Consider the following 17,675-nt stretch of genomic DNA (forward strand, 5'->3'; position numbering starts at 1 on the left):
GGAAATCTCCTTTTCCTGCGGATAGTCGAGTACCGCCCAGGTTCAGGGCGTTTCGGGCGGCGCCATGCCCTTGGGCCAGAGCATCCAGATGCGCCCTTCCTGCTTCATGTTGCCAGCCAGCTCGCCGGCCTCGTGGCCGGTGCCCCAGAACAGGTCCGCGCGCACTTCGCCGACGATGGCGCCGCCGGTGTCCTGGGCCGCCACCGGGCGTACCACTGGAGCGCCGTCCGGGCGGGTGGTGGAAAGCCAGAGCAGGCTGCCGAGGGGGATCACCTTGCGGTCGATGGCCACGCTGTAGCCGGCGGTGAGGGGCACGTTGAGGGAGCCTCGGGGGCCTTCGTTGCTGTCCGGGCGGGCACTGAAGAACACATAGCTGGGGTTGCTGGCCAGCAGCTCATCGACCCGGCCGGGGTTGGCGACGGCCCAGTCACGGATGCGGCCCATGCTCACCTCCTCCTTCTGCAGCAGCCCCTGTTCCACCAGCCAGCGGCCAACGGGGCGATAGGGGTGGCCGTTCTGGTCGGCGTAGCCGATGCGCAGTTGGCGGCCATCGTCCAGCTGGATGCGCCCGGAGCCCTGGATCTGCAGGAACTGCAGGTCCATCGGGTCGTTGAGCCAGGCCAGCACCGGCGCCTTGACGCCCTCGCCACGAATGGCGGCGGCATCGTCGTAGGGCTTGAGCACCCGGCCTTCCAGGCGGCCACGCAGGCGCTTGCCCTTGAGTTCGGGGTAGATCTCGTCAAGGGCGACGACGATCAGGTCGTCCGGTACGCCATAGACCGGCACCTGCCCCTGTTCGGTGCGCTGCAGGTGGCCGGGGTAGACCGGCTCGTAGTAGCCGGTGATCAGGCCGTGCTCGCCCTTCTCCGCCGAACGCAGGCTATAGGGCTGCAGGTTGGCACCGAGGAAGGCGCGGACGGCGCTGGCTTCCATGGGCACCGGCGCCGCGGCGGCACAGGTGGCGGACCAGACCGGGTCCTTGGCCAGGCGAGTGCAGGCCGAGCGCCAGGCGGCGAAGCCGTTGAGCAGTTCCTGGTCGGCCGTGGCGGGCACCTGGCTCCAGTCGACGGCGAGGTAGGTGGTGGCCTTGACCGGCAGCTGGGGCTTCTCGGGCTCGCCCTGGTCGCAACCTGACAGCAGCGCAGCAAGGGGAAGGAGGCAGAAAAGGGTTCGGCGCCAGTGGCGGAAAGCTGGGGACACGCGGGGAATTCCTGGGCAGTGGTGGCGAAGCGCGTAGCTTGGTGAAGGCAAAAGCCCAGGTCAAACGCAACGGCCCGGGCAGCGGTAACAAAGCGTTATCAGAGATTGCAGGAAGGCCCCGGGGTTCCCTGCGCCCTCCTTCCAACGCAATTTTCGGGGTGACACGCGGGGGCGTTGCCTGTGGGCGCGGATTCATCCGCGATGGGCGTGCTCGGGCTGGGTCTTTTCGCGAATGAATTCGCTCCCACTGTGCCCCCCGCAAACGAAAGACCCGGCCACTGGGGCCGGGTCCGGTTCATTGCGGGGGTGCGTCAATGCACCGCGTCCGCCTGGCTTCGCGTCGGCCGTGGGGCCGGGCTGCCGTGGTGGTCGTCATCGTCGGCCAACGGCACCTCGTTACCTTCGGCGTCGTACAGCTTGCCGTTCTGGAAGTAATCGCCATCGTTCAGCGCGGCGATGTCGGTGTAGCGCAGGCTGCGTTCGTGGCCGGCGGAGATCACCGAAGGCTGGTCGGGGTTACCGGCGGTGAACTGGTTGAACACCAGGTTCAGCAGGATGGCCATGATTGCCGCCGAGCTGATGCCGGAATGGAAGATGGTTTCGAACCAGGCGGGGAAGTGCTCGTAGAAGCTCGGTGCGGCGATCGGGATCATGCCGAAGCCGAGGGAGGTGGAGACGATGATCAGATTCATGTTGTTGCGGTAGTCGACCTTGGCCAGGGTGCGGATGCCGCTGGCGGCGACGGTGCCGAACAGCACGATGCCGGCGCCCCCAAGTACCGAGGTCGGCACGGCAGCGACCACGCGCCCCATCACCGGCAGCAAGCCCAGGGTGACCAGGATCAGGCCACCGGTGGCCACCACGTAGCGGCTCTTCACACCGGTGACGGCGACCAGGCCGACGTTCTGGGCGAAGGCGCTCTGGGTGAAGGAACCGAACAGCGGCGCCAGCACGCTGGACAGCATGTCGGCGCGCAGGCCGTTGCCGAGGCGCTTGGAGTCGACCTTGGTGCCGATGATCTCGCCCACGGCGAGGATATCGGCCGAGGTTTCCACCAGGGTCACCAGGATCACGATGCACATCGACAGGATGGCGGCCACGTGGAAGGTCGGCATGCCGAAGTGCAGCAGCGACGGCATCGCCACGATCGGGCCTTCAGCGACCTTGGAGAAATCGGTCAGGCCCAGGGCCATGGCGATCAGGGTACCAAGGACCATGGCCAGGAGGATCGACAGGCGCGAGATGGTGGAGCTGCCGATCTTGCTCAGCAGCAGCACGATGCCCAGGGTCATGGCGGCCAGGCCGATGTTGGTCATGCTGCCGAAGTCCGGGGACTGGCTGTTACCGCCCATGGCCCAGCGTGCGGCCACCGGCATCAGCGTCAGGCCGATGGTGGTGATCACCACCCCCGTGACCAGGGGCGGGAAGAACTTGGTGACGCGGGAGAAGATGGGGGTGATCAACAGGCCGATCAGTGAGGCGGCCATCACCGCGCCCAGCACCGACTGGATGCCGCCCTCGCCGTTGTTGCTGCCGAGGATGGCGATCATGGTGGCGACGCCGGCGAAGGACACGCCCTGGACGAGGGGCAGCTGACAGCCGAAGAACGGCAGGCCGAGGGTCTGGAGGAGGGTTGCGAGGCCGCCAGCGAACAACGAGGCGGCGATCAACAGACCGATTTCGGAAGGGCTTAGCCCTGCCGCCTGGCCGAGGATCAGCGGGACGGCGACTATGCCGCCATACATCGTCAGGACATGCTGCAATCCGTAGGCGAGGTTGGCGCCGATGCCAAGGTTCTCGTCTTCCGGACGTGATGCGACGGACGTAGCTTCGGATAGCTTGTTCATGAGGAGGTCCACTCACTTCTTGTCGTTGTTGTGGGCGCACTGTAAACAAAAGTGTCTGCATATATCCAGAGGGTTGTATACAAAAAATACACTAGTGAATTCCTCATTTCCTGACCAAGTGGTCATAGCCCTGTATCCATGCGGGTTGCGGCCTGAAGGCAGCAAAAGCGGACGTGACGGACGGCACTTTTCGAGTCGTGGCACGGCTCACACTGACAGTGTTTACAGCGACTGAATTTCGCCTACGCTGATGCCGTGACCAGGTGGTCAGCCCAACCGCATTCAAGGAGGAAACGCGCATGCCGCTCGCCATGGCCGATATCGGCAAACTCTTCACCCTCTACATGCCCGCCTACATGTGCGAGGCGACTCGCATGGACAACGGCACGGTCTCGCTGCAATTCACCCGCCGTACCGATCTGGACGTCATCACCATCCACGGCATGACCCAGGCCGAGCTGTCGTCGCCGCTGTCCATCCGGCAGCTGAGCAAGGTGCTGAGCGAGGAATTCGCCATCGCCATCGCCAACCGCCGCAGCTTTCGACCCCGCGCCCTGAGCGCGTGACCCCAGCGGCACGCCCGGGCAACCACCCGGGCGCGCCGTCGCAATCCGCATCCTTCCGCCCTCCTCGACCCGCGCTGCACGCAACCGGAACCCGCACGCCCCTGCATCGCTCCAATCTGCGGTCGCCGCCGGCATTCGCCGTTGCGACGAAAGATCGGCTTCGCACTGGCGCAGGCCCCGGTTTCCGCTGCACTATCGCAACGGGAGAAAGAGCCAGGTTCGCCAACAAGGAAGGCTGCAATGCATTACTTCGATATCCAGTACAAGCTCAGGGGCGCACCAAGAAGCCTTCGTGTGCGCCACACGGAAAAGGAAATGGGCCTGGAGCTGGCCCTCGCGCACATCATTGCCGAGCACCGCGGGCAGCTGGAGGTGGACCGCAGCCTGGGCGGCTCCTCCTTCGAGAACAAGGTGCTCGCCTCCCAGGAGATCGGCGTCTCCGGCGTCACCACCCACCGGGTGGACGGCTAGCCCGGATCAGGCCGAGATCAACGGCCAACGGTCCTGGATGAATTCGCAGCCCAGCGGCGGCTGCCCGATCACCACATAGACCCGGCGCTCCCGCTCGGTCTCCAGCAGCACGCCTTGCAGGCACTGGCTCGCCACCAGGTCGAACCAGTGCGGCTGCTGCGCCCGGTCCTTCTCCATGTAGCGCTGCACGGCGATCTTCACCGCCTGTGGGCGATAGGGCTCCCAGGCTTCCAGGGTCATGCAGTTCTCCCGCGCCCAGCCACTGGCGGGCAAGGCCCCCGGCTGCCGTGGCCGGCGCCCCCAGGGAACCCACTCGATGGAGCCATCGGGCCGCACCACGGGCAGTTCCGCCCTGGGGCTAAGGAAGTACACCCGCCTCGCCCTGCCGCTCTCCGTAAAACGACCCGCCACCTCGACGCCTCCGCACATGACGACCCCCGAACCCTGGCTACCGATAGGAAAATCGACCGTTAAAAACGACTTCCGCTGCATGGCGTGACATGCCTTTCGTCGCCAAGTGCCGCCACTGCTCAAGGGCGCGGGTTGCAGCAGATTGCTAGCATTGCCAGCGCGGCGCGTTCTGCTAGGTTTGCCACTTCTGATATCAGGGGGTCATCGGTACGCCAGTGCACCGATGCAGTGCGATCGAGTCCGCAGACGCTTATGGAATGGTTGATCAGTTACCGGTTCAAGGGTGAACCCCGGCACATGAAGATGAACACCCGGGACATCCCCAACATCAAGGCCATAGGCTTCTCCATCTACACCCTCGAGTTCCCGGGCGAGAAACGGCCGTCCCGCTCCAGCGAAGCGATCCAGGATTGGCTCGCCGACTGCAACATCGAAGTCACCGACGTGCGCCTGCTACGGCGCACGGGCGGCGCCGAGGCACCCTACAGCCAGCTGCTGCCCGGGCGCGACTCTTCCTGACCGCCCACCCGCAGCGCCTCAGCCAGCCGCGGCCAGGCGGGCGAAACCACGGGCCAGGTCGCCCTTGAGGTCGTCCATGTCTTCCAGGCCGATCTGCAGGCGCAAGGCGAAGCCTTCGGCCTCCCAGCGGGTGGCGGTGCGGTAGGTGCTGCAATCGAAGGGGATCACCAGGCTTTCGTAGCCGCCCCAGGAGAAGCCCATGCTGAAGATCGACAGGTTGTCGAGCATCGCCGCCAGGCCATCGCGGGTGTAGCCCGGCGCCAGGACGATGGAGAACAGCCCTGACGAGCCCTTGAAGTCGCGCTTCCAGTGGGCATGGCCGGGGCAGCTCTCGAAGGCCGGGTGCAGCACGCGGGACACCTCCGGGCGCTCGCTCAGCCAGCGGGCCATCTCCAGGCCACGCCGCTCCGCTTCCTTGAGCCGCAGGAACAGCGTGCGCATGCCGCGCAGCGCCTGCACGCAGTCTTCCGCGCCGGGCAGCATCGACATGGCGTCGTAGGTGGCGCGCAGGGCCGGCCAGCAAGCCTCGTTGGCGGTGACCAGCCCCAGCAGGATGTCCGAATGCCCGCCCAGGTACTTGGTGCCCGCCTCCACCGTCAGGTCGATGCCGTGGTCATGGCCACGGAAGAAGATCGGCGTCGCCCAGGTGTTGTCGAGGATGGTCTTCACCCCATGCCGACGCGCCACCTCCACCAGGGCCGGGATGTCCTGCACCTCGAAGCTCTGCGAGCCGGGCGCCTCCAGGAACAGGGTGGTGGTGTTCGGGCCGATTAGGCGCTCGATATCGGCGCCGATCATCGGGTCGTAGTAGGTGGTGGTCACGCCGTAGCGGGCGAGCATCTGGTTGCAGAAATTGCGCGTGGGCCGGTAGACGCTGTCGGGGATCAGGATGTGATCGCCCGCCTTGGTGGTGCTGAACAGCGCCAGCGCCACGGCCCCCAGGCCCGAGGTGGACAGCACGGTGCCCTTGGCGCCGGTGAGCTGGGTCCAGGCGTCCTCCAGGTGGGCGATGGTCGGCGAACCGGCCGTGCCGTAGGAGAAGCGGCTGCGCCGGGCTTCGATGTCATCCAGCGTCTTGTAGATGATGGTCGAGCCCTTGTAGAGCGGCGCGTTGACGAAGCCGAACTGCTCCGCCGGGTCGCGGCCGAGCATGGTGAGCTGGGTGCTGATACTGAATGCTGGGATATCGTCTTTGTTCATTGCGAGGCGGACCAGGGATCGTCGAAGCAAGCGATGCTACCTGAAGCCTGCCCGTGGTTCACGAAGGCTTCCCATCAGCGACTGGCTTTAACGCCCAGGGCCAATACCACGTTAGAGCGCGGCTTTGCTTTTGCTCCCCTGGCGGAGGGCGCAATCAGACCTCGGAGCATGCAGCCGCCGCTCACTTCGCGCGTAGGGTGTGCTGCGCGCACCTGGAACTCGCCGGAAGCACCGTGCGGCGGTGCGCACGGCACACCCTACGATCCTGTCGGGTCCTCCGCTTGAATCCTCGCAGGCAGAGCCGATGACTCATGACCACACCCTGAGGACGTGATCTCCCACGCTCGAATGAAAACGTCACAAGCGCGACATGAAACCGTCATCCAATCCCACGATCATGGCCCTGCATCCAACGGCAGATGGATGCATGCAGAATGCTTCTGATTGGCAGGCCCATATGGGTAATACCGACCTCTTGCAGGTCGGTTTTTTTTGCGCCGGGAAATCTGTTGCAGGCCATTGCCAAGCCGGCCCGCTGCAACTTCACGGCAACATTCACCCCCCAGACTGCGCGCAGTTTTCCCCGAGGTCCTACCCGTGACACGCGCCACACGAGATTTCCGCAAGAACCTGGAACGCTTCGCCATCCACAACGAGGACGCCGCCATCGCCGTGATGCGCGCCGCCGACCGTATCGGCGACGAGTCCCTGCGCCAGCAGCTGTTCGACGTCATCCAACGCATGAACCAGGACGCCCTGGACCTGCGCGCCATGCGGGACGCCGTCTAGGCCTCCCGCACGGCATTCCGCCTCAGGCCTCGCCCAGTCGGGCGACCGCCCGCAGCATCTCCTTGAAGGTGGCCAGCTGCTCCTGGCTGAAGCGGGCGAAGACGCGCTCCTGCTGGCGCTCGGCGATCTCCCAGAGGGTTTCCGCCTGGTCCATGCCTGCGGGCGTCAGGCTGCAGCCCTGGGCATCGCCGCTGAGCATGCCCTTGCGGGTCAGGGTGTCCACCGCCGCTTCGATCTCCCGCGTCGGCATGTTCACCAGTTGCTGCAGGGCGGCCATGCCCAGGCTCGCATCCTTCTCCAGCACCATCAGCATGCGCGCCTCGCTGGTGCGCAGCCCGGTGGACAGCTGCCGGGGCTGGTAGTCCTCCTGGTAGCCGCGCACGGCCTGGGTCATCAGGTAATAGAGGTTGTCGTTGAGGCGCCCCTGGAAGGCGGTGCGGGTGGCGGCCTCGTCCTTCTTCAACAGGCGCGGGTGTGGCAGTACCGTCGAATAGGCGCCCTGGTGATAGAGCAGCGGTGCCCGGCCGAGGTCATCGAAGGCGACGACCTTGCCGATCAGAATCCAGTGGTCGCCACCGTCCAGCTCCTGGTACTTCTCGCACTGGAAGCGCGCCGCGCATTCCTCCAGCAGCGGCGCACCACCGGCGCCCTCCTCCACGCGCAGGCCGGCGAAGCGGTCGTCGCTGGGGCGGGCGAACTGGTTGGAAATGTCGATCTGGTCGGCGGCCAGCACGTTCACCGCGAAGTGCCCGGCGCGGGCGAAGACCTCGTGGCTGGTGGCGCGCTTGTCGATGCTCCAGAGCACCAGCGGCGGGTCCAGCGACACCGAGTTGAAGCTGTTGGCGGTCATGCCCACGCGGCGGCCATCGGCGGCGGCGGTCATGACGGTCACGCCGGTGGCAAAGTTACCCAGGGCACGGCGGAAGGCACGCGGGTCGAAGCCCGCTTCATTGTTCTGTTGGGTCATGGCGATTCCTCGCAACCGGGCCCGCGCCCGGTTGGCAGGTGAGCGAACGGAGTGTGGCGCGGAGCAGGTCAGACCATGCTCGGGTCGGGCTCGAGGCCCATCAGCTCGCGGCCGAGTATCTGCGCGCAGACGTCGTAGTCGGTGTACGCGTGGGCGCCGGTCATGTGCGAGTCGCGGAACAGCCGCTGCATCTCGTTGGCGTCGAACCAGGCGGTGCCGCCGGCGGCCTCGAACAGGCGGTCCACGGCCTGGATGCACATCTTCACCGCGTAGGCCTGGTTGGTGCGCCAGAAGGCCAGGGTCGGGCGATCCGGGTACTGGTGGCGCTCGGCGTGTTCGGCATGCTCCTGCCAGGTCTTCTCCAGGAAGGCACGGGCGGCAGCCACCTGGTGGGTGGATTCGGCCAGGCGCATCAATGCCGGGGTGGCGGTGCCGACGCTGACACCGGTGTAGGCACGCACGCGGTTCTTCGTCTTCTCGGCGAAGGCCACCAGCATGCGCTCGGCAACACCCAGGCTGATGGCGGCGAAGCCGCTGGCGAAGTACGGGCGGTAAGGGGCGTAGAAGATCTTGCTGTCCGGGTACAGGCCGAAGCCGGCGGAGCGGCCTTCCATCATGTCCTTGGCCGCCTCGATGCGGTGATCGGGGATGAACACGTCCTTGAGGATCAGCGTCTTGGTGCCACTGCTGCGCATGCCGGCGACGTACCAGTCGTCACGTATCGCGTAATCCGCACGGGGCACCACGCCGAAGCAATAGACCGGCGGCTCGCCCTCGCCCGCCGGGCGGCGGAAGCCGACGATGGCCCATTCGGCGTGGTCGCAGCCGCTGCTCCAGCCCAGCTCGCCGTTGAGGATGATGCCGCCCTCGACGTTCTCGGCCTTGCCGAAGGGCGCGATGCTGCTGCTCGCGGTGGCGTCGCGGTTCTCGCCCCACACCTCGTCCTGCAGGCGCTTGGAGAACATCGCCATCTGGTGGCTGTGGGTGCACAGCAGGCTGAAGGCCCAGGCGGTGCCGCCACAGGCGCCGGCCAGGGCCACCACGCAGTCGGCGAACTCCGGGAGGGAGATTTCCAGGCCACCGTAGGCCTTGGGCTGGAAGGCGCGGTGCATGCCGATGCCCTTGAGCAGGGCGATGTTCTCGGCGGGCACCATGCGCTCCTGCTCCGCACGGGCGGCATTGGCGGCGATGGCAGGCAGGATGGCGCGGAGGTCTTCGAGCAGAGGATTTGGCTTTTTCATGCGGATACCCGGTCTATTTATTGTTAGTCGCCACCGGTTGGGCCAGCCCTCGCCGCGTGGGGCGAAGAGGCTGATTCCGGTGACCTGGGGCCTATTATGAAGAGGTGAACGATGGCTAGACATGCACGAACCGGATACTCGATTGCACTTTCCATGGCGAAAATGCGTTCTCCGGAGAAATCCCCGGCGGGGAACGCTTAATGTGTTAACGATCCGCCTTTTGCTTTAGCATTCACCCCCGAGAAACCCACCCCCAGCCCAGCCCGAACGCCCGCCGATGCCTCAGCTGCCCAACGCCCTGCGCGCCTTGCGCCATCGCAACTTCCGCCTGTATTTCAGCGGTCATTGCATTTCCACCCTGGGCACCTGGATCCAGCAGGTGGCGCTGGCCTGGCTGATCTACCGGCTCACCGGCTCCGCCGCGCTGCTCGGCATCACCACCTGCGTCGCCCTGCTGCCGCAATTGCTGGTCGGCCCCTTCGCCGGCGCCTGGATCGACCGCCACGACAAGCGCCGCCTGCTGATCGCCGTCGAGGGCCTGCTCGGCCTGCAGGCCCTGGCGCTGGCCGGGCTCACCGCCAGCGGCCTGATCACCCCGGCGCTGCTGGTGGCCATGGCCGCCCTGCTCGGCGTGCTCAACGCGGTGGACACGCCACTGCGCCAATCGCTGCTAAGCCGCTTCGTCGACGACAAGGCCGACCTGCCCAATGCACTGGCCCTCAACGCCATGCTCTTCACCCTGTCGCGCTTCATCGGCCCGCCCCTGGCCGGCCTGCTGCTGGGGCTGGTTGGCGAGGCGGTGTGCTTCGCCCTGAACGCCGCCTCCTACCTGGCGCTGATGGCCGGGCTGCTGTGGGTGCGCATGGCGCCGACGCCACGGGCCATCGGCACCTTCCGCAATGTGTTCGGCGAGGGGCTGGACTACGCGCGCCGCGACCCGAAGATCCGCCTGATGATCCTCAGCGTGCTGGCCCTCAACCTCACCGCCTCCAGCTACGTGGTACTGCTGCCGGTGTTCGCCAAGGACATCTTCGGCGGCGACGCCACTACCCTCGGCTGGCTCTGGGGCGCAGCCGGGCTGGGTTCGCTGCTGTCGACCATCGTCCTGGCCAACCACGGCGGCGGCAGCGCCCTGTCGCGGCTGATCCTGCTCTCCTCCTGCGCCTGCGGCCTGGCCATGCTGGCCTTCGCCTGGAGCACCCAGCTGCCGTTGTCGCTGGCGGCCATGGCGGTGCTCGGCTTCGGCATCTCCTGCAGCAACGTCGGCACCAACATCATCCTGCAGAGCAGCGCGCCGGAGGCCCTGCGCGGCCGCGTCGTGGCGCTCTACACCTCGACCCGCTTCGGCTTCGACGCCCTCGGCGGCCTCTGCGCCGGCCTGCTCGCCTCGCACCTCGGCGCCCCGCCGGTGCTGGCACTGGGGGGCGCATTGCTGCTCGCCTACTGCCTGTGGCTGGCGAACCATCAGCGCCAGGTCGCGGCCTAGGCGACACCGCGCCCCTCAGCGCCGGGCAAACAGCGCCGCCACCAGGCAACAGGCGCCACAGCCAGCCATCACCAGCGCCATGGGCAGCGCCGTGCCGTCATGCAGGCCGCCCACCAGCGCGCTGGCCGCGGTGCCCAGGCCGAACTGGGTAGCCACCGCCAACCCTGCCGCCGCGCCGGCACGCTCGGGGAACTCGGCGAGCAGCGAGGCCAGGCAGTTGGCCCCGAGCATGCCGGTGACGCTGACGTAGAGCGCCACGCACACCACGATCGCCACCAGGCCACCCAGCCCCAGGCCCACCAGCAGCGCCAGGGTCAGCCCCGCCGTAGCCGCCACCAGGGCACCGAGAAACAGCAGCCGGCGCGGCCCCAGGCGCCCGACCAGCCGCGCATTGAGCGTGGTCGCCAGGATGATCCCGGCGATATTCAGGCCGAACAGCCAGCCATAGCCCTGGGGCGAAACCCCGAAGTGGCCGATGTAGACGAAGGGTGAGGCGGTGATGAAGGCGAACATCCCGGCGAAGCCGCTGCCCATGCAGAAGATGTAGCCCAGCGCGCGGGGCCGTAGCGCCAGGTGCCCGTAGGCGAGGAAGGCCGCCCCCAGCGAGCGGCTGCGCGCCTGGTGTGGATGGCTCTCGGGCACCTTCAGCGCCACCAGGGCCAGGCACAGGCCGGAGAAGGCCATCAGCAGCAGGAACAGCGAGCGCCAGCCGGCGAGCAGCATCAGGTAGCCGCCCAGCAACGGCGCCACCAGGGTGGCGAGCATGGTCACCAGGTGCATCAGCGACAGCACCCGAGCGGCGTCCCCCAGGGGAAACAGGTCGCGCACGATGGTCCGCGCCAGCACCGAGGCAGCCGCACCGCCCAGGGCCTGCAACAGGCGCCAGGCCAGCAGCTGCTCGACCTCGGCGGCCAGCGCACAACCCAGGCTGGCGATCAGGTACAGGGCGATGCCGCCCAGCAGCAAGGGCCGCCGACCGAAGCGATCCGACAACGGCCCGTAGAGCAACATGCCGAGGCACAGCCCGGCGAGGAACAGGCCGATGCTCATCTGCACCTGCGCCTCCGAAGCCGCCAGGTCGCTGGCGATCAGCGGCAGGCTCGGCAGGTACATGTCGATGGACAGCGGCCCGAAGGCCACCAGGGCGGCGAGCAGCAGGATCAGGCGCTTGGGGTGGGCGATCATGGGTGGGTTCCTGGGCGTTCGATGGACGAGAGGCCGGGTATGGCGGGCGAAAAAAGGCCGCCCGCAGGCGGCCAGGTGCAGCGAGGGACGATCAGAGGCTCAGCAGCCACAGGCTCAGGCCCGGGAAGGCCACCAGCAGCACGATGCGGGCGAGGTCCGAGCAGAGGAACGGCACGATGCCCTTGGCGGTCTCGCCGTAGGACACGTTGCCGGCGGCCCGCTGGACGATGAACAGGTTCATCCCCAGGGGCGGGTGGATCAGGCCGATCTCCACCACCATCAAGGCGAGGATGCCGAACCAGATGGACTTGTCGGAGTCGCTCAGGCCGAAGAAATCCAGGCCCATGATCATCGGATAGAAGATCGGGATGGTCAGCAGGATCATCGCCAGGGAATCCATCACACAGCCCAGCGCCAGGTAGAGGCCGAGGATGATCACCAGCACCAGCATCGGTGCCAGGCCGCTGCCGATCACCCAGGCGGCCAGCTCGCCGGGCATCTGGGTCAGCGCCAGGCCGGAGTTGAGCAGATCGGCACCCAGCAGCACGAGGAAGATCATCGCCGAGGTTTCCGCCGTGCCCAGCAGGCTGGCGCGCATGCCCTTCCAGCGCATGCCGCCCTGGGTGAAGGCGAGGACGCCGCAGGCCGCCGCGCCGATGGAGGCCGCCTCGGTGGGGTTGGCCCAGCCACCGTAGATGCCGACGATCACCACCAGGAAGACGCCGACCACCGGCAGTACGTTGACCAGCGCCTTGCCCCGCTCGGCCAACGAGGCCTTGGGCGAGACGGTGGCCTGGGATTCGTCCCGCGACACCATGATCCGCAGCACCAGCAGGTAGCCGATGATGGCGATCACCCCCGGCACCACGGCAGCGACGAACAGCTTGGCGATGGATTCCTGGGTCAGAACGGCATAGATGATCAGCGGCACCGACGGCGGGATCAGGATGCCCAGGGTGCCCCCCGCAGCCACCGTGGCCGTGGCCAGGCGCCCGGAATAGTTGTGCCGGCGCAGCTCCGGCAGCGCCACGTGGCTCATGGTGGCCGCGGTGGCCAGGGACGAGCCGCAGATGGCGCCGAAGCCCGCGCAGGCACCGATGGCGGACATGCCCATGCCGCCCTTCCAGTGGCCGATGAAGGCCGAGGCGCAACGGAAGATCGAGCGCGACAGCCCGCCATGGGTGGCGAACTGGCCCATCATCACGAACAGCGGGATCACCGCCAGGTCGTAGTTGGACAGGCGCGAATAGGCCAGGTCGTTGAGGGTGAACAGCAGGCTCGACAGGTCGCCGTCGTTGACCGCCCAGAAACACGCCGCGCCACCGACCAGCATGGTCAGGCCGATGTGCACCCGCAGCAGCAACATGCTCATGGTGATCGCCAGCGCGATCAGCCCCAGGGCCAGGCCGCTCATGCTTCACCTCCCGCACCGCGCAGCACCTGGGCAACCCGGGCCAAGGCACAGATGCCTAGCAGCACCAGGCTCGGCACGATCAGCGCCAGCGGAATCCACAACGGGATCGACAGCAGCGTGGTGGCATCGCCGAACTCGCGGTTGTCGAGCATCTGCAGGCCGGTGCGCCAGGCCAGCAACCAGGCCACCGCGCAGCACAGCAGGTGGGCGAAGGCGTCCAGGCACAGGCGCACGCCGGCGGGCAGCCAGTTGGTCAGCGCATCCACGCGGATATGGGTGCCGCGCAGTTCGCACAGCGGCAGGAAGGCGGCGATGGCCACCGAGGCGCCCACCTCCATCAGCTCCATGTCGCCACGGATGGGCGTGGAGAACAGCTTGCGGCCGACGATGGACACCACCGACATGCCGACCAGCGCCAGCAGGATGGCACCGCCGGCCAGGGCGAAGCCGTGGGTGACGCGCAACAGGGCCTGGCGTACCAGGCCCCCCTGCTCGCCGGCTTCGATATCGAAATGCAGCGACTCCTTCATGGCCTCAGTGCCCCGAACCGGCCAGGGAGCGCACGGCCTCGACCAGCGCCTTGCCGTCCAGGCCCTTGCCGTCGGCCTCGCTGATCCAGTGCTGCACCGCGCTCTCGGACGCCTGGCGCATCTCGCCGTAGGCGGCCTGGTCCAGCACCACCAGGCCCTCGGCCGGGGTCGCGTCGTGGGCCTTGTCGGTGGCCACGTCCCAGGCGCTGGCGAAGCGTTCGGACAGCGCCTTGCCGCTGTTGCGCTCGATGATCGCCTGCAGGTCGGCCGGCAGGCTGTCGAACTTGCGCTGGTTCATCAGCAGGGTCAGCACCGTGTAGCCGAAAGCGGGCTGCCCGGCCGGCACGTCGCTGTGGTACTGGGTCACTTCGTCCAGCTTGGTCGCCGGCACCACCTCCCAGGCAGCCAGGGCGCCATCGACCACGCCCTTGGAGATCGCCTCGGTCATCTGCGCCGGCGGCATGCTCACCGGGGTCGCACCCAGGCTTTCCACGGTTTTCGCCGCGGTGCGGCTGGAGGCACGCAGCTTGAGGCCGGCGAGATCGGCCAGGCTGCGCACCGGCTTGCCACGGGTGTGCAGGCTCATGCCGCCGTCACCGTGCACCACCAGCACCTTGTAGCCCTTGAAGTCGTCGCGGGCGTAGCGCTCGTAGAAGTCCCAGATGATCGCGTTGCCGGCCTTGCCGCCCATGGGCAGCACGAAGGGCAGCTCCAGCGCCTCGACACGGGGGAACTTGCCGGCGGAATAGGCCGGGGCCGTCCAGACGATATCGGCCACGCCGTTGCGCGCCATGTCCGCCAGCTTGGCCGGCGTGCCGCCCAGCTGCATCGAGGGGTAGAGCTGGCACTTCAGGCGGTCGGCCGACTCCTGGCGCAGCTGTTCGCACCAGGGCTCGATGATGTTCGCCTGGGCATTGGAGGTGGACGGCAGGAAGTGGGCGACCTTCAGGGTGATGGTTTCGGCCTGGGCCGAGGCGGCGCCGAACAGCGCCGCGCAGAGGGCGGGAATTGCGAGGGATTTCATGGCGATAGCTCCGTCTTGTTGTTGTAGCCATGCGTGTGGGCGCTGGCGGCATTGGGAAGCGAATTACGTTAATACATTAATTTTTATCGCTTGCCTGTCAACAGAAAGAAGCCGAAACCAGGGACATACCAAAGGCTAAGGTTTTACTTTAAGAATTTTAAATCGTTATTTTTCATGTATTTATACAGATATATTCATGTCATATCTCATTAAAGGCCTGTCCAATCGCCATCCGGTCATATTGTTAATATTTTAATTAATGACTAGATTGCGCGTGCCATCGCAGCGGCCAGACCGTGGCGATAGGCTTCCGACACACCTTTCCTAGAGACAAGAACAATGACCAGGAAAATACGCTCCGCCCCCGTACTCACCTGCCTGCTGGCGAGCCTCGCCGGTACCGCCCACGCGGACCTCGTCAAGGACAGCAAGGCCAGCATCGAAGCGCGCAACATGTACATGAACCGCGACTTCCGCCAGAGCGGCGCCGCCCAGGCCAAGGCCGAGGAATGGGCCCAGGGCTTCACCGCGCGCTTCGAGTCCGGCTTCACCGAAGGCACCATCGGCGTCGGCCTGGACGCCATCGGCCAGGTGGCGATCAAGCTCGACTCGAGCCCCGACCGTCGCGGCACCGGCCTGCTGGCCTATGGCGCCCAGAGCCTGGAGCCCGAGGACAACTACAGCGAGCTGGGGCTGACCGCCAAGCTGCGCGCCTCGAAGAGCGTGCTGCGCATCGGCACCCTGCAGCCGCAGTTGCCGGTGGCGGCGTACAACGACGTGCGCCTGCTCTCCTCCACCTACGCCGGCGGCCTGCTCACCTCCCAGGAAGTGGACGGCCTGACCCTCAACCTGGGGCGGCTGGAGAAGATCAACCTGCGGGATTCGTCGAGCAACGACGAGATGAACTACGGCGGCGTGGAGAGCGCGCACCTGGACCTGCTCGGCGGCAGTTACGCCCTCAACCCGGCGCTAACCCTGAGCTACTACCACGCACAGATGCAGGATATCTATCGCCAGCACTACCTCGGCCTGGTGCACAACGCCACCCTCGGCGAGGGCGTCACCCTGAAGACCGACCTGCGCTACTTCGACACCGGCGAGGACGGCGAGCATCGCTACCGAAGCGCCGCGCGGGTGGACGGCGGGCGCATCGACAACCGCTTCTTCAACGGCATGGTCACCCTCGGCATGGGCGCCCACAAATTCGGCCTCGGTTACCAGAACCTCTCCGGCGACGGTGACTTCGCCTACCCGGGCCTGGACCCCTACTCGGTGAACCTGGTGACCTTCAACGTCTTCACCAAGGCCGAGACCGATGCCTGGCAGGCACGCTACGACTTCGACTTCGTCGCCCTCGGCGTGCCCGGCCTGACCTTCATGACCCGCTACGTCAGCGGCAAGCACGTGCAGACCGCCACCGTGCAGGACGGCCGCGAATGGGAGCGCGACACCGACCTGGTCTACACCTTCCAGGACGGCTCGCTCAAAGGCCTCAACATCCGCCTGCGCAACGCCACCTTCCGCTCCGGCGACGGCCTGCGCACCGATGTCGACGAAAACCGCCTGATCATCGGCTACACCCTGCCGCTGTTCTGATTGCCCCGTGGGGAATTGCGGCTCAGCGCACGCGGGTGGACCCCGCTTCATCGGTCCACCTTTCGTGCTCGGGGCCCGGAGCCGTGCCGTAGGTTGGCGCCGAGCGCAGCGAGGCCCAACGCAGCGATGTTCGGCCTGGCAACGTTGGGCTTCGTACCTCAGCCCAACCTACAAGAGCTCCGAATTTCCATGCGACTCCGCTGGTGATTCTCCTGTGGGAGCGGATTCATCCGCGAAGCTCTGTGCCATGACTCCCCGGGCTGAAGCCCGGGCTACGGTGCTCCATGCCCCTTGCAGCATGGGCTTCAGCCCGGGAACGGAGCCGGCACGAGCCTACCCGCCGTTACGCGCCCGGTACTCACCGGGCGTGATGCCGGCATGGCGGGAGAAGAAGCGGCTGAAGTAGGCCGGGTCCTTGAAGCCGAGCTGGTAGCAGATCTCGTTCACCGAACTGCCGGTGAACAGCAGCAGGCGGCGCGCCTCCTGCATCAACCGCTCGTGCACCAGGCGCTTGGACGGCAGGCCGGCGATGCGCCGGCAGATGTCGTTGAGCCGCGCCTCGGTGACGCCAATCTGCCCGGCGTACTCGGCCAGCGCCCAGTGCTGCGGGTAGTGCTCCTCGATCAGCGCATTGAAACGGTGGAAGAACTGCAGGTCATCACGCCGTGCCGGCTGTGCCTTGAGCGAGCGGGTGGACAGGCGCAGCAGGCTGATGAAGATCAGCCGCGTCAGCGCCTCCAGGCTTTCGCCCCGGCCGGAACGCTCGGTGCGGAACTCCTCGCCCAGGTAATCGAACAGCTGGTCGAGGCGCTGCACTTCGGCAGCGAAGCTGTCATCCAGCTCGTCGAAGGCCACGCACACCGCACCGATCTGCGGCCCGGCAGCCAACCCGAGCCCGGCCTCCAGCAACGGCCACACCAGTTGCTGGCGCACGGTCAGCACATGGCCATCGGCATCCGCCTCGGTGACGAAGGCATGGGGAATGGTCGGCGGGGTGAGGAAGAACAGCGGCCCCTGGCGGTGGTACTGCTGCTCGTCCAGGTAGACGCGCACCGAGCCGCTCTTCACGTAATGCACCTGGAAGAAGCGGTCGTGGCGGTGCACCGGCATGTTGCGGCCGAAGAAGTCGGCCAGCCGGCCCAGTTGCTCGTAGTGCACGTCGGCATCGGCGTAGCGCTGGTCGTAGACCTGGCCGATGTCGATGTTGGGGATCGGGGAAGACGCCATGG

Annotated in this window: 17 protein-coding genes; 6 read left to right on the forward strand and 11 right to left on the reverse strand. The window is 66.7% G+C overall.

Annotated features, from left to right (window positions below):
- Window positions 1–42: 42 nt before the first annotated feature.
- Window positions 43–1,200 carry a murein transglycosylase A gene (mltA, locus tag PI990_RS17035; protein ID WP_271657835.1) on the reverse strand — a complete coding sequence of 386 codons (1,158 nt, stop codon included), beginning with the start codon at window positions 1,198–1,200 and terminating at the stop codon, window positions 43–45.
- A 311-nt stretch (window positions 1,201–1,511) separates the two neighbouring features.
- On the reverse strand, window positions 1,512–3,047 hold the full coding sequence (locus tag PI990_RS17040; RefSeq protein WP_021221062.1) for a nucleobase:cation symporter-2 family protein: 1,536 nt from the start codon (window positions 3,045–3,047) through the stop codon (window positions 1,512–1,514).
- A gap of 299 nt (window positions 3,048–3,346) precedes the next feature.
- On the opposite strand from PI990_RS17040, the gene PI990_RS17045 reads away from it, so the two are divergent.
- On the forward strand, window positions 3,347–3,613 hold the full coding sequence (locus tag PI990_RS17045; RefSeq protein WP_021221063.1) for a hypothetical protein: 267 nt from the start codon (window positions 3,347–3,349) through the stop codon (window positions 3,611–3,613).
- A gap of 240 nt (window positions 3,614–3,853) precedes the next feature.
- On the forward strand, window positions 3,854–4,084 hold the full coding sequence (locus PI990_RS17050; RefSeq protein WP_148304300.1) for a hypothetical protein: 231 nt from the start codon (window positions 3,854–3,856) through the stop codon (window positions 4,082–4,084).
- 6 nt (window positions 4,085–4,090) lie between these two features.
- Here PI990_RS17050 and PI990_RS17055 read toward each other — a convergent pair whose 3' ends face one another.
- Entirely contained in the window at window positions 4,091–4,324 is a 234-nt protein-coding gene (locus PI990_RS17055; protein WP_021221065.1) for a hypothetical protein, read from the reverse strand.
- 423 nt (window positions 4,325–4,747) lie between these two features.
- On the opposite strand from PI990_RS17055, the gene PI990_RS17060 reads away from it, so the two are divergent.
- Window positions 4,748–5,014: a hypothetical protein gene (locus tag PI990_RS17060; RefSeq protein WP_021221066.1), complete on the forward strand. Its 267-nt coding sequence runs from the start codon at window positions 4,748–4,750 to the stop codon at window positions 5,012–5,014.
- A gap of 18 nt (window positions 5,015–5,032) precedes the next feature.
- On the opposite strand, the gene metC is transcribed toward PI990_RS17060, so the two are convergent.
- Window positions 5,033–6,214 carry a cystathionine beta-lyase gene (gene metC / locus PI990_RS17065; RefSeq protein WP_043244344.1) on the reverse strand — a complete coding sequence of 394 codons (1,182 nt, stop codon included), beginning with the start codon at window positions 6,212–6,214 and terminating at the stop codon, window positions 5,033–5,035.
- A gap of 597 nt (window positions 6,215–6,811) precedes the next feature.
- Between metC and PI990_RS17070 the strand changes: the two genes are divergently transcribed.
- Entirely contained in the window at window positions 6,812–7,003 is a 192-nt protein-coding gene (locus tag PI990_RS17070) for a hypothetical protein (protein WP_271657836.1), read from the forward strand.
- 22 nt (window positions 7,004–7,025) lie between these two features.
- Here the strand turns inward: PI990_RS17070 and PI990_RS17075 are convergent, their stop codons facing one another.
- Window positions 7,026–7,970 (reverse strand): p-hydroxyphenylacetate 3-hydroxylase reductase component, encoded by a 945-nt coding sequence (locus PI990_RS17075; RefSeq protein ID WP_021221069.1) that lies wholly within the window; start codon window positions 7,968–7,970, stop codon window positions 7,026–7,028.
- 68 nt (window positions 7,971–8,038) lie between these two features.
- The gene (locus PI990_RS17080; protein WP_271657837.1) at window positions 8,039–9,211 is read right to left on the reverse strand and encodes a p-hydroxyphenylacetate 3-hydroxylase oxygenase component; all 1,173 of its coding nucleotides are present in this window, start codon (window positions 9,209–9,211) and stop codon (window positions 8,039–8,041) included.
- A 277-nt stretch (window positions 9,212–9,488) separates the two neighbouring features.
- Here PI990_RS17080 and PI990_RS17085 point away from each other — a divergent pair, with 277 nt between their 5' ends.
- Entirely contained in the window at window positions 9,489–10,697 is a 1,209-nt protein-coding gene (locus tag PI990_RS17085; RefSeq protein ID WP_271657838.1) for an MFS transporter, read from the forward strand.
- 15 nt (window positions 10,698–10,712) lie between these two features.
- Here the strand turns inward: PI990_RS17085 and PI990_RS17090 are convergent, their stop codons facing one another.
- The 4 genes from PI990_RS17090 to PI990_RS17105 all read right to left on the reverse strand — a co-directional run bounded on the left by PI990_RS17090 (window position 10,713) and on the right by PI990_RS17105 (window position 14,850).
- Window positions 10,713–11,882: a Bcr/CflA family multidrug efflux MFS transporter gene (locus PI990_RS17090; protein ID WP_271657839.1), complete on the reverse strand. Its 1,170-nt coding sequence runs from the start codon at window positions 11,880–11,882 to the stop codon at window positions 10,713–10,715.
- A 91-nt stretch (window positions 11,883–11,973) separates the two neighbouring features.
- Window positions 11,974–13,296 (reverse strand): TRAP transporter large permease, encoded by a 1,323-nt coding sequence (locus PI990_RS17095; RefSeq protein WP_271657840.1) that lies wholly within the window; start codon window positions 13,294–13,296, stop codon window positions 11,974–11,976.
- Window positions 13,293–13,826 carry a TRAP transporter small permease gene (locus PI990_RS17100; RefSeq protein WP_265168754.1) on the reverse strand — a complete coding sequence of 178 codons (534 nt, stop codon included), beginning with the start codon at window positions 13,824–13,826 and terminating at the stop codon, window positions 13,293–13,295. The genes PI990_RS17095 and PI990_RS17100 overlap by 4 nt, the downstream gene beginning before the upstream one ends.
- Before the next feature lie 4 nt (window positions 13,827–13,830).
- A complete protein-coding gene (locus tag PI990_RS17105) occupies window positions 13,831–14,850 on the reverse strand; it encodes a TRAP transporter substrate-binding protein (RefSeq protein ID WP_184489941.1) in 1,020 nt (339 codons plus the stop codon).
- 339 nt (window positions 14,851–15,189) lie between these two features.
- On the opposite strand from PI990_RS17105, the gene PI990_RS17110 reads away from it, so the two are divergent.
- Window positions 15,190–16,446, forward strand: a complete 1,257-nt coding sequence (locus tag PI990_RS17110; RefSeq protein WP_271657841.1) for an OprD family porin — start codon at window positions 15,190–15,192, stop codon at window positions 16,444–16,446.
- A 333-nt stretch (window positions 16,447–16,779) separates the two neighbouring features.
- Here the strand turns inward: PI990_RS17110 and hpaA are convergent, their stop codons facing one another.
- Window positions 16,780–17,673: a 4-hydroxyphenylacetate catabolism regulatory protein HpaA gene (gene hpaA / locus PI990_RS17115; protein WP_021221077.1), complete on the reverse strand. Its 894-nt coding sequence runs from the start codon at window positions 17,671–17,673 to the stop codon at window positions 16,780–16,782.
- Between the last annotated feature and the right edge of the window lie 2 nt (window positions 17,674–17,675).

The organism is Pseudomonas sp. TUM22785 (genome assembly GCF_028198105.1).
Classification (GTDB): domain Bacteria; phylum Pseudomonadota; class Gammaproteobacteria; order Pseudomonadales; family Pseudomonadaceae; genus Metapseudomonas; species Metapseudomonas solani.

Bases quoted from the DNA above. Each gene is read 5' to 3' on its own strand.
- PI990_RS17040 (WP_021221062.1), bottom strand. From the start codon at position 3,047: ATGAACAAGCTATCCGAAGCTACGTCCGTCGCATCACGTCCGGAAGAC.
- PI990_RS17045 (WP_021221063.1), top strand. From the start codon at position 3,347: ATGCCGCTCGCCATGGCCGATATCGGCAAACTCTTCACCCTCTACATG.
- PI990_RS17055 (WP_021221065.1), bottom strand. From the start codon at position 4,324: ATGACCCTGGAAGCCTGGGAGCCCTATCGCCCACAGGCGGTGAAGATC.
- PI990_RS17105 (WP_184489941.1), bottom strand. From the start codon at position 14,850: ATGAAATCCCTCGCAATTCCCGCCCTCTGCGCGGCGCTGTTCGGCGCC.
- PI990_RS17050 (WP_148304300.1), top strand. From the start codon at position 3,854: ATGCATTACTTCGATATCCAGTACAAGCTCAGGGGCGCACCAAGAAGC.
- PI990_RS17100 (WP_265168754.1), bottom strand. From the start codon at position 13,826: ATGAAGGAGTCGCTGCATTTCGATATCGAAGCCGGCGAGCAGGGGGGC.
- PI990_RS17085 (WP_271657838.1), top strand. From the start codon at position 9,489: ATGCCTCAGCTGCCCAACGCCCTGCGCGCCTTGCGCCATCGCAACTTC.
- PI990_RS17090 (WP_271657839.1), bottom strand. From the start codon at position 11,882: ATGATCGCCCACCCCAAGCGCCTGATCCTGCTGCTCGCCGCCCTGGTG.
- PI990_RS17095 (WP_271657840.1), bottom strand. From the start codon at position 13,296: ATGAGCGGCCTGGCCCTGGGGCTGATCGCGCTGGCGATCACCATGAGC.
- hpaA (WP_021221077.1), bottom strand. From the start codon at position 17,673: ATGGCGTCTTCCCCGATCCCCAACATCGACATCGGCCAGGTCTACGAC.
- PI990_RS17060 (WP_021221066.1), top strand. From the start codon at position 4,748: ATGGAATGGTTGATCAGTTACCGGTTCAAGGGTGAACCCCGGCACATG.
- PI990_RS17075 (WP_021221069.1), bottom strand. From the start codon at position 7,970: ATGACCCAACAGAACAATGAAGCGGGCTTCGACCCGCGTGCCTTCCGC.
- PI990_RS17080 (WP_271657837.1), bottom strand. From the start codon at position 9,211: ATGAAAAAGCCAAATCCTCTGCTCGAAGACCTCCGCGCCATCCTGCCT.
- PI990_RS17110 (WP_271657841.1), top strand. From the start codon at position 15,190: ATGACCAGGAAAATACGCTCCGCCCCCGTACTCACCTGCCTGCTGGCG.
- metC (WP_043244344.1), bottom strand. From the start codon at position 6,214: ATGAACAAAGACGATATCCCAGCATTCAGTATCAGCACCCAGCTCACC.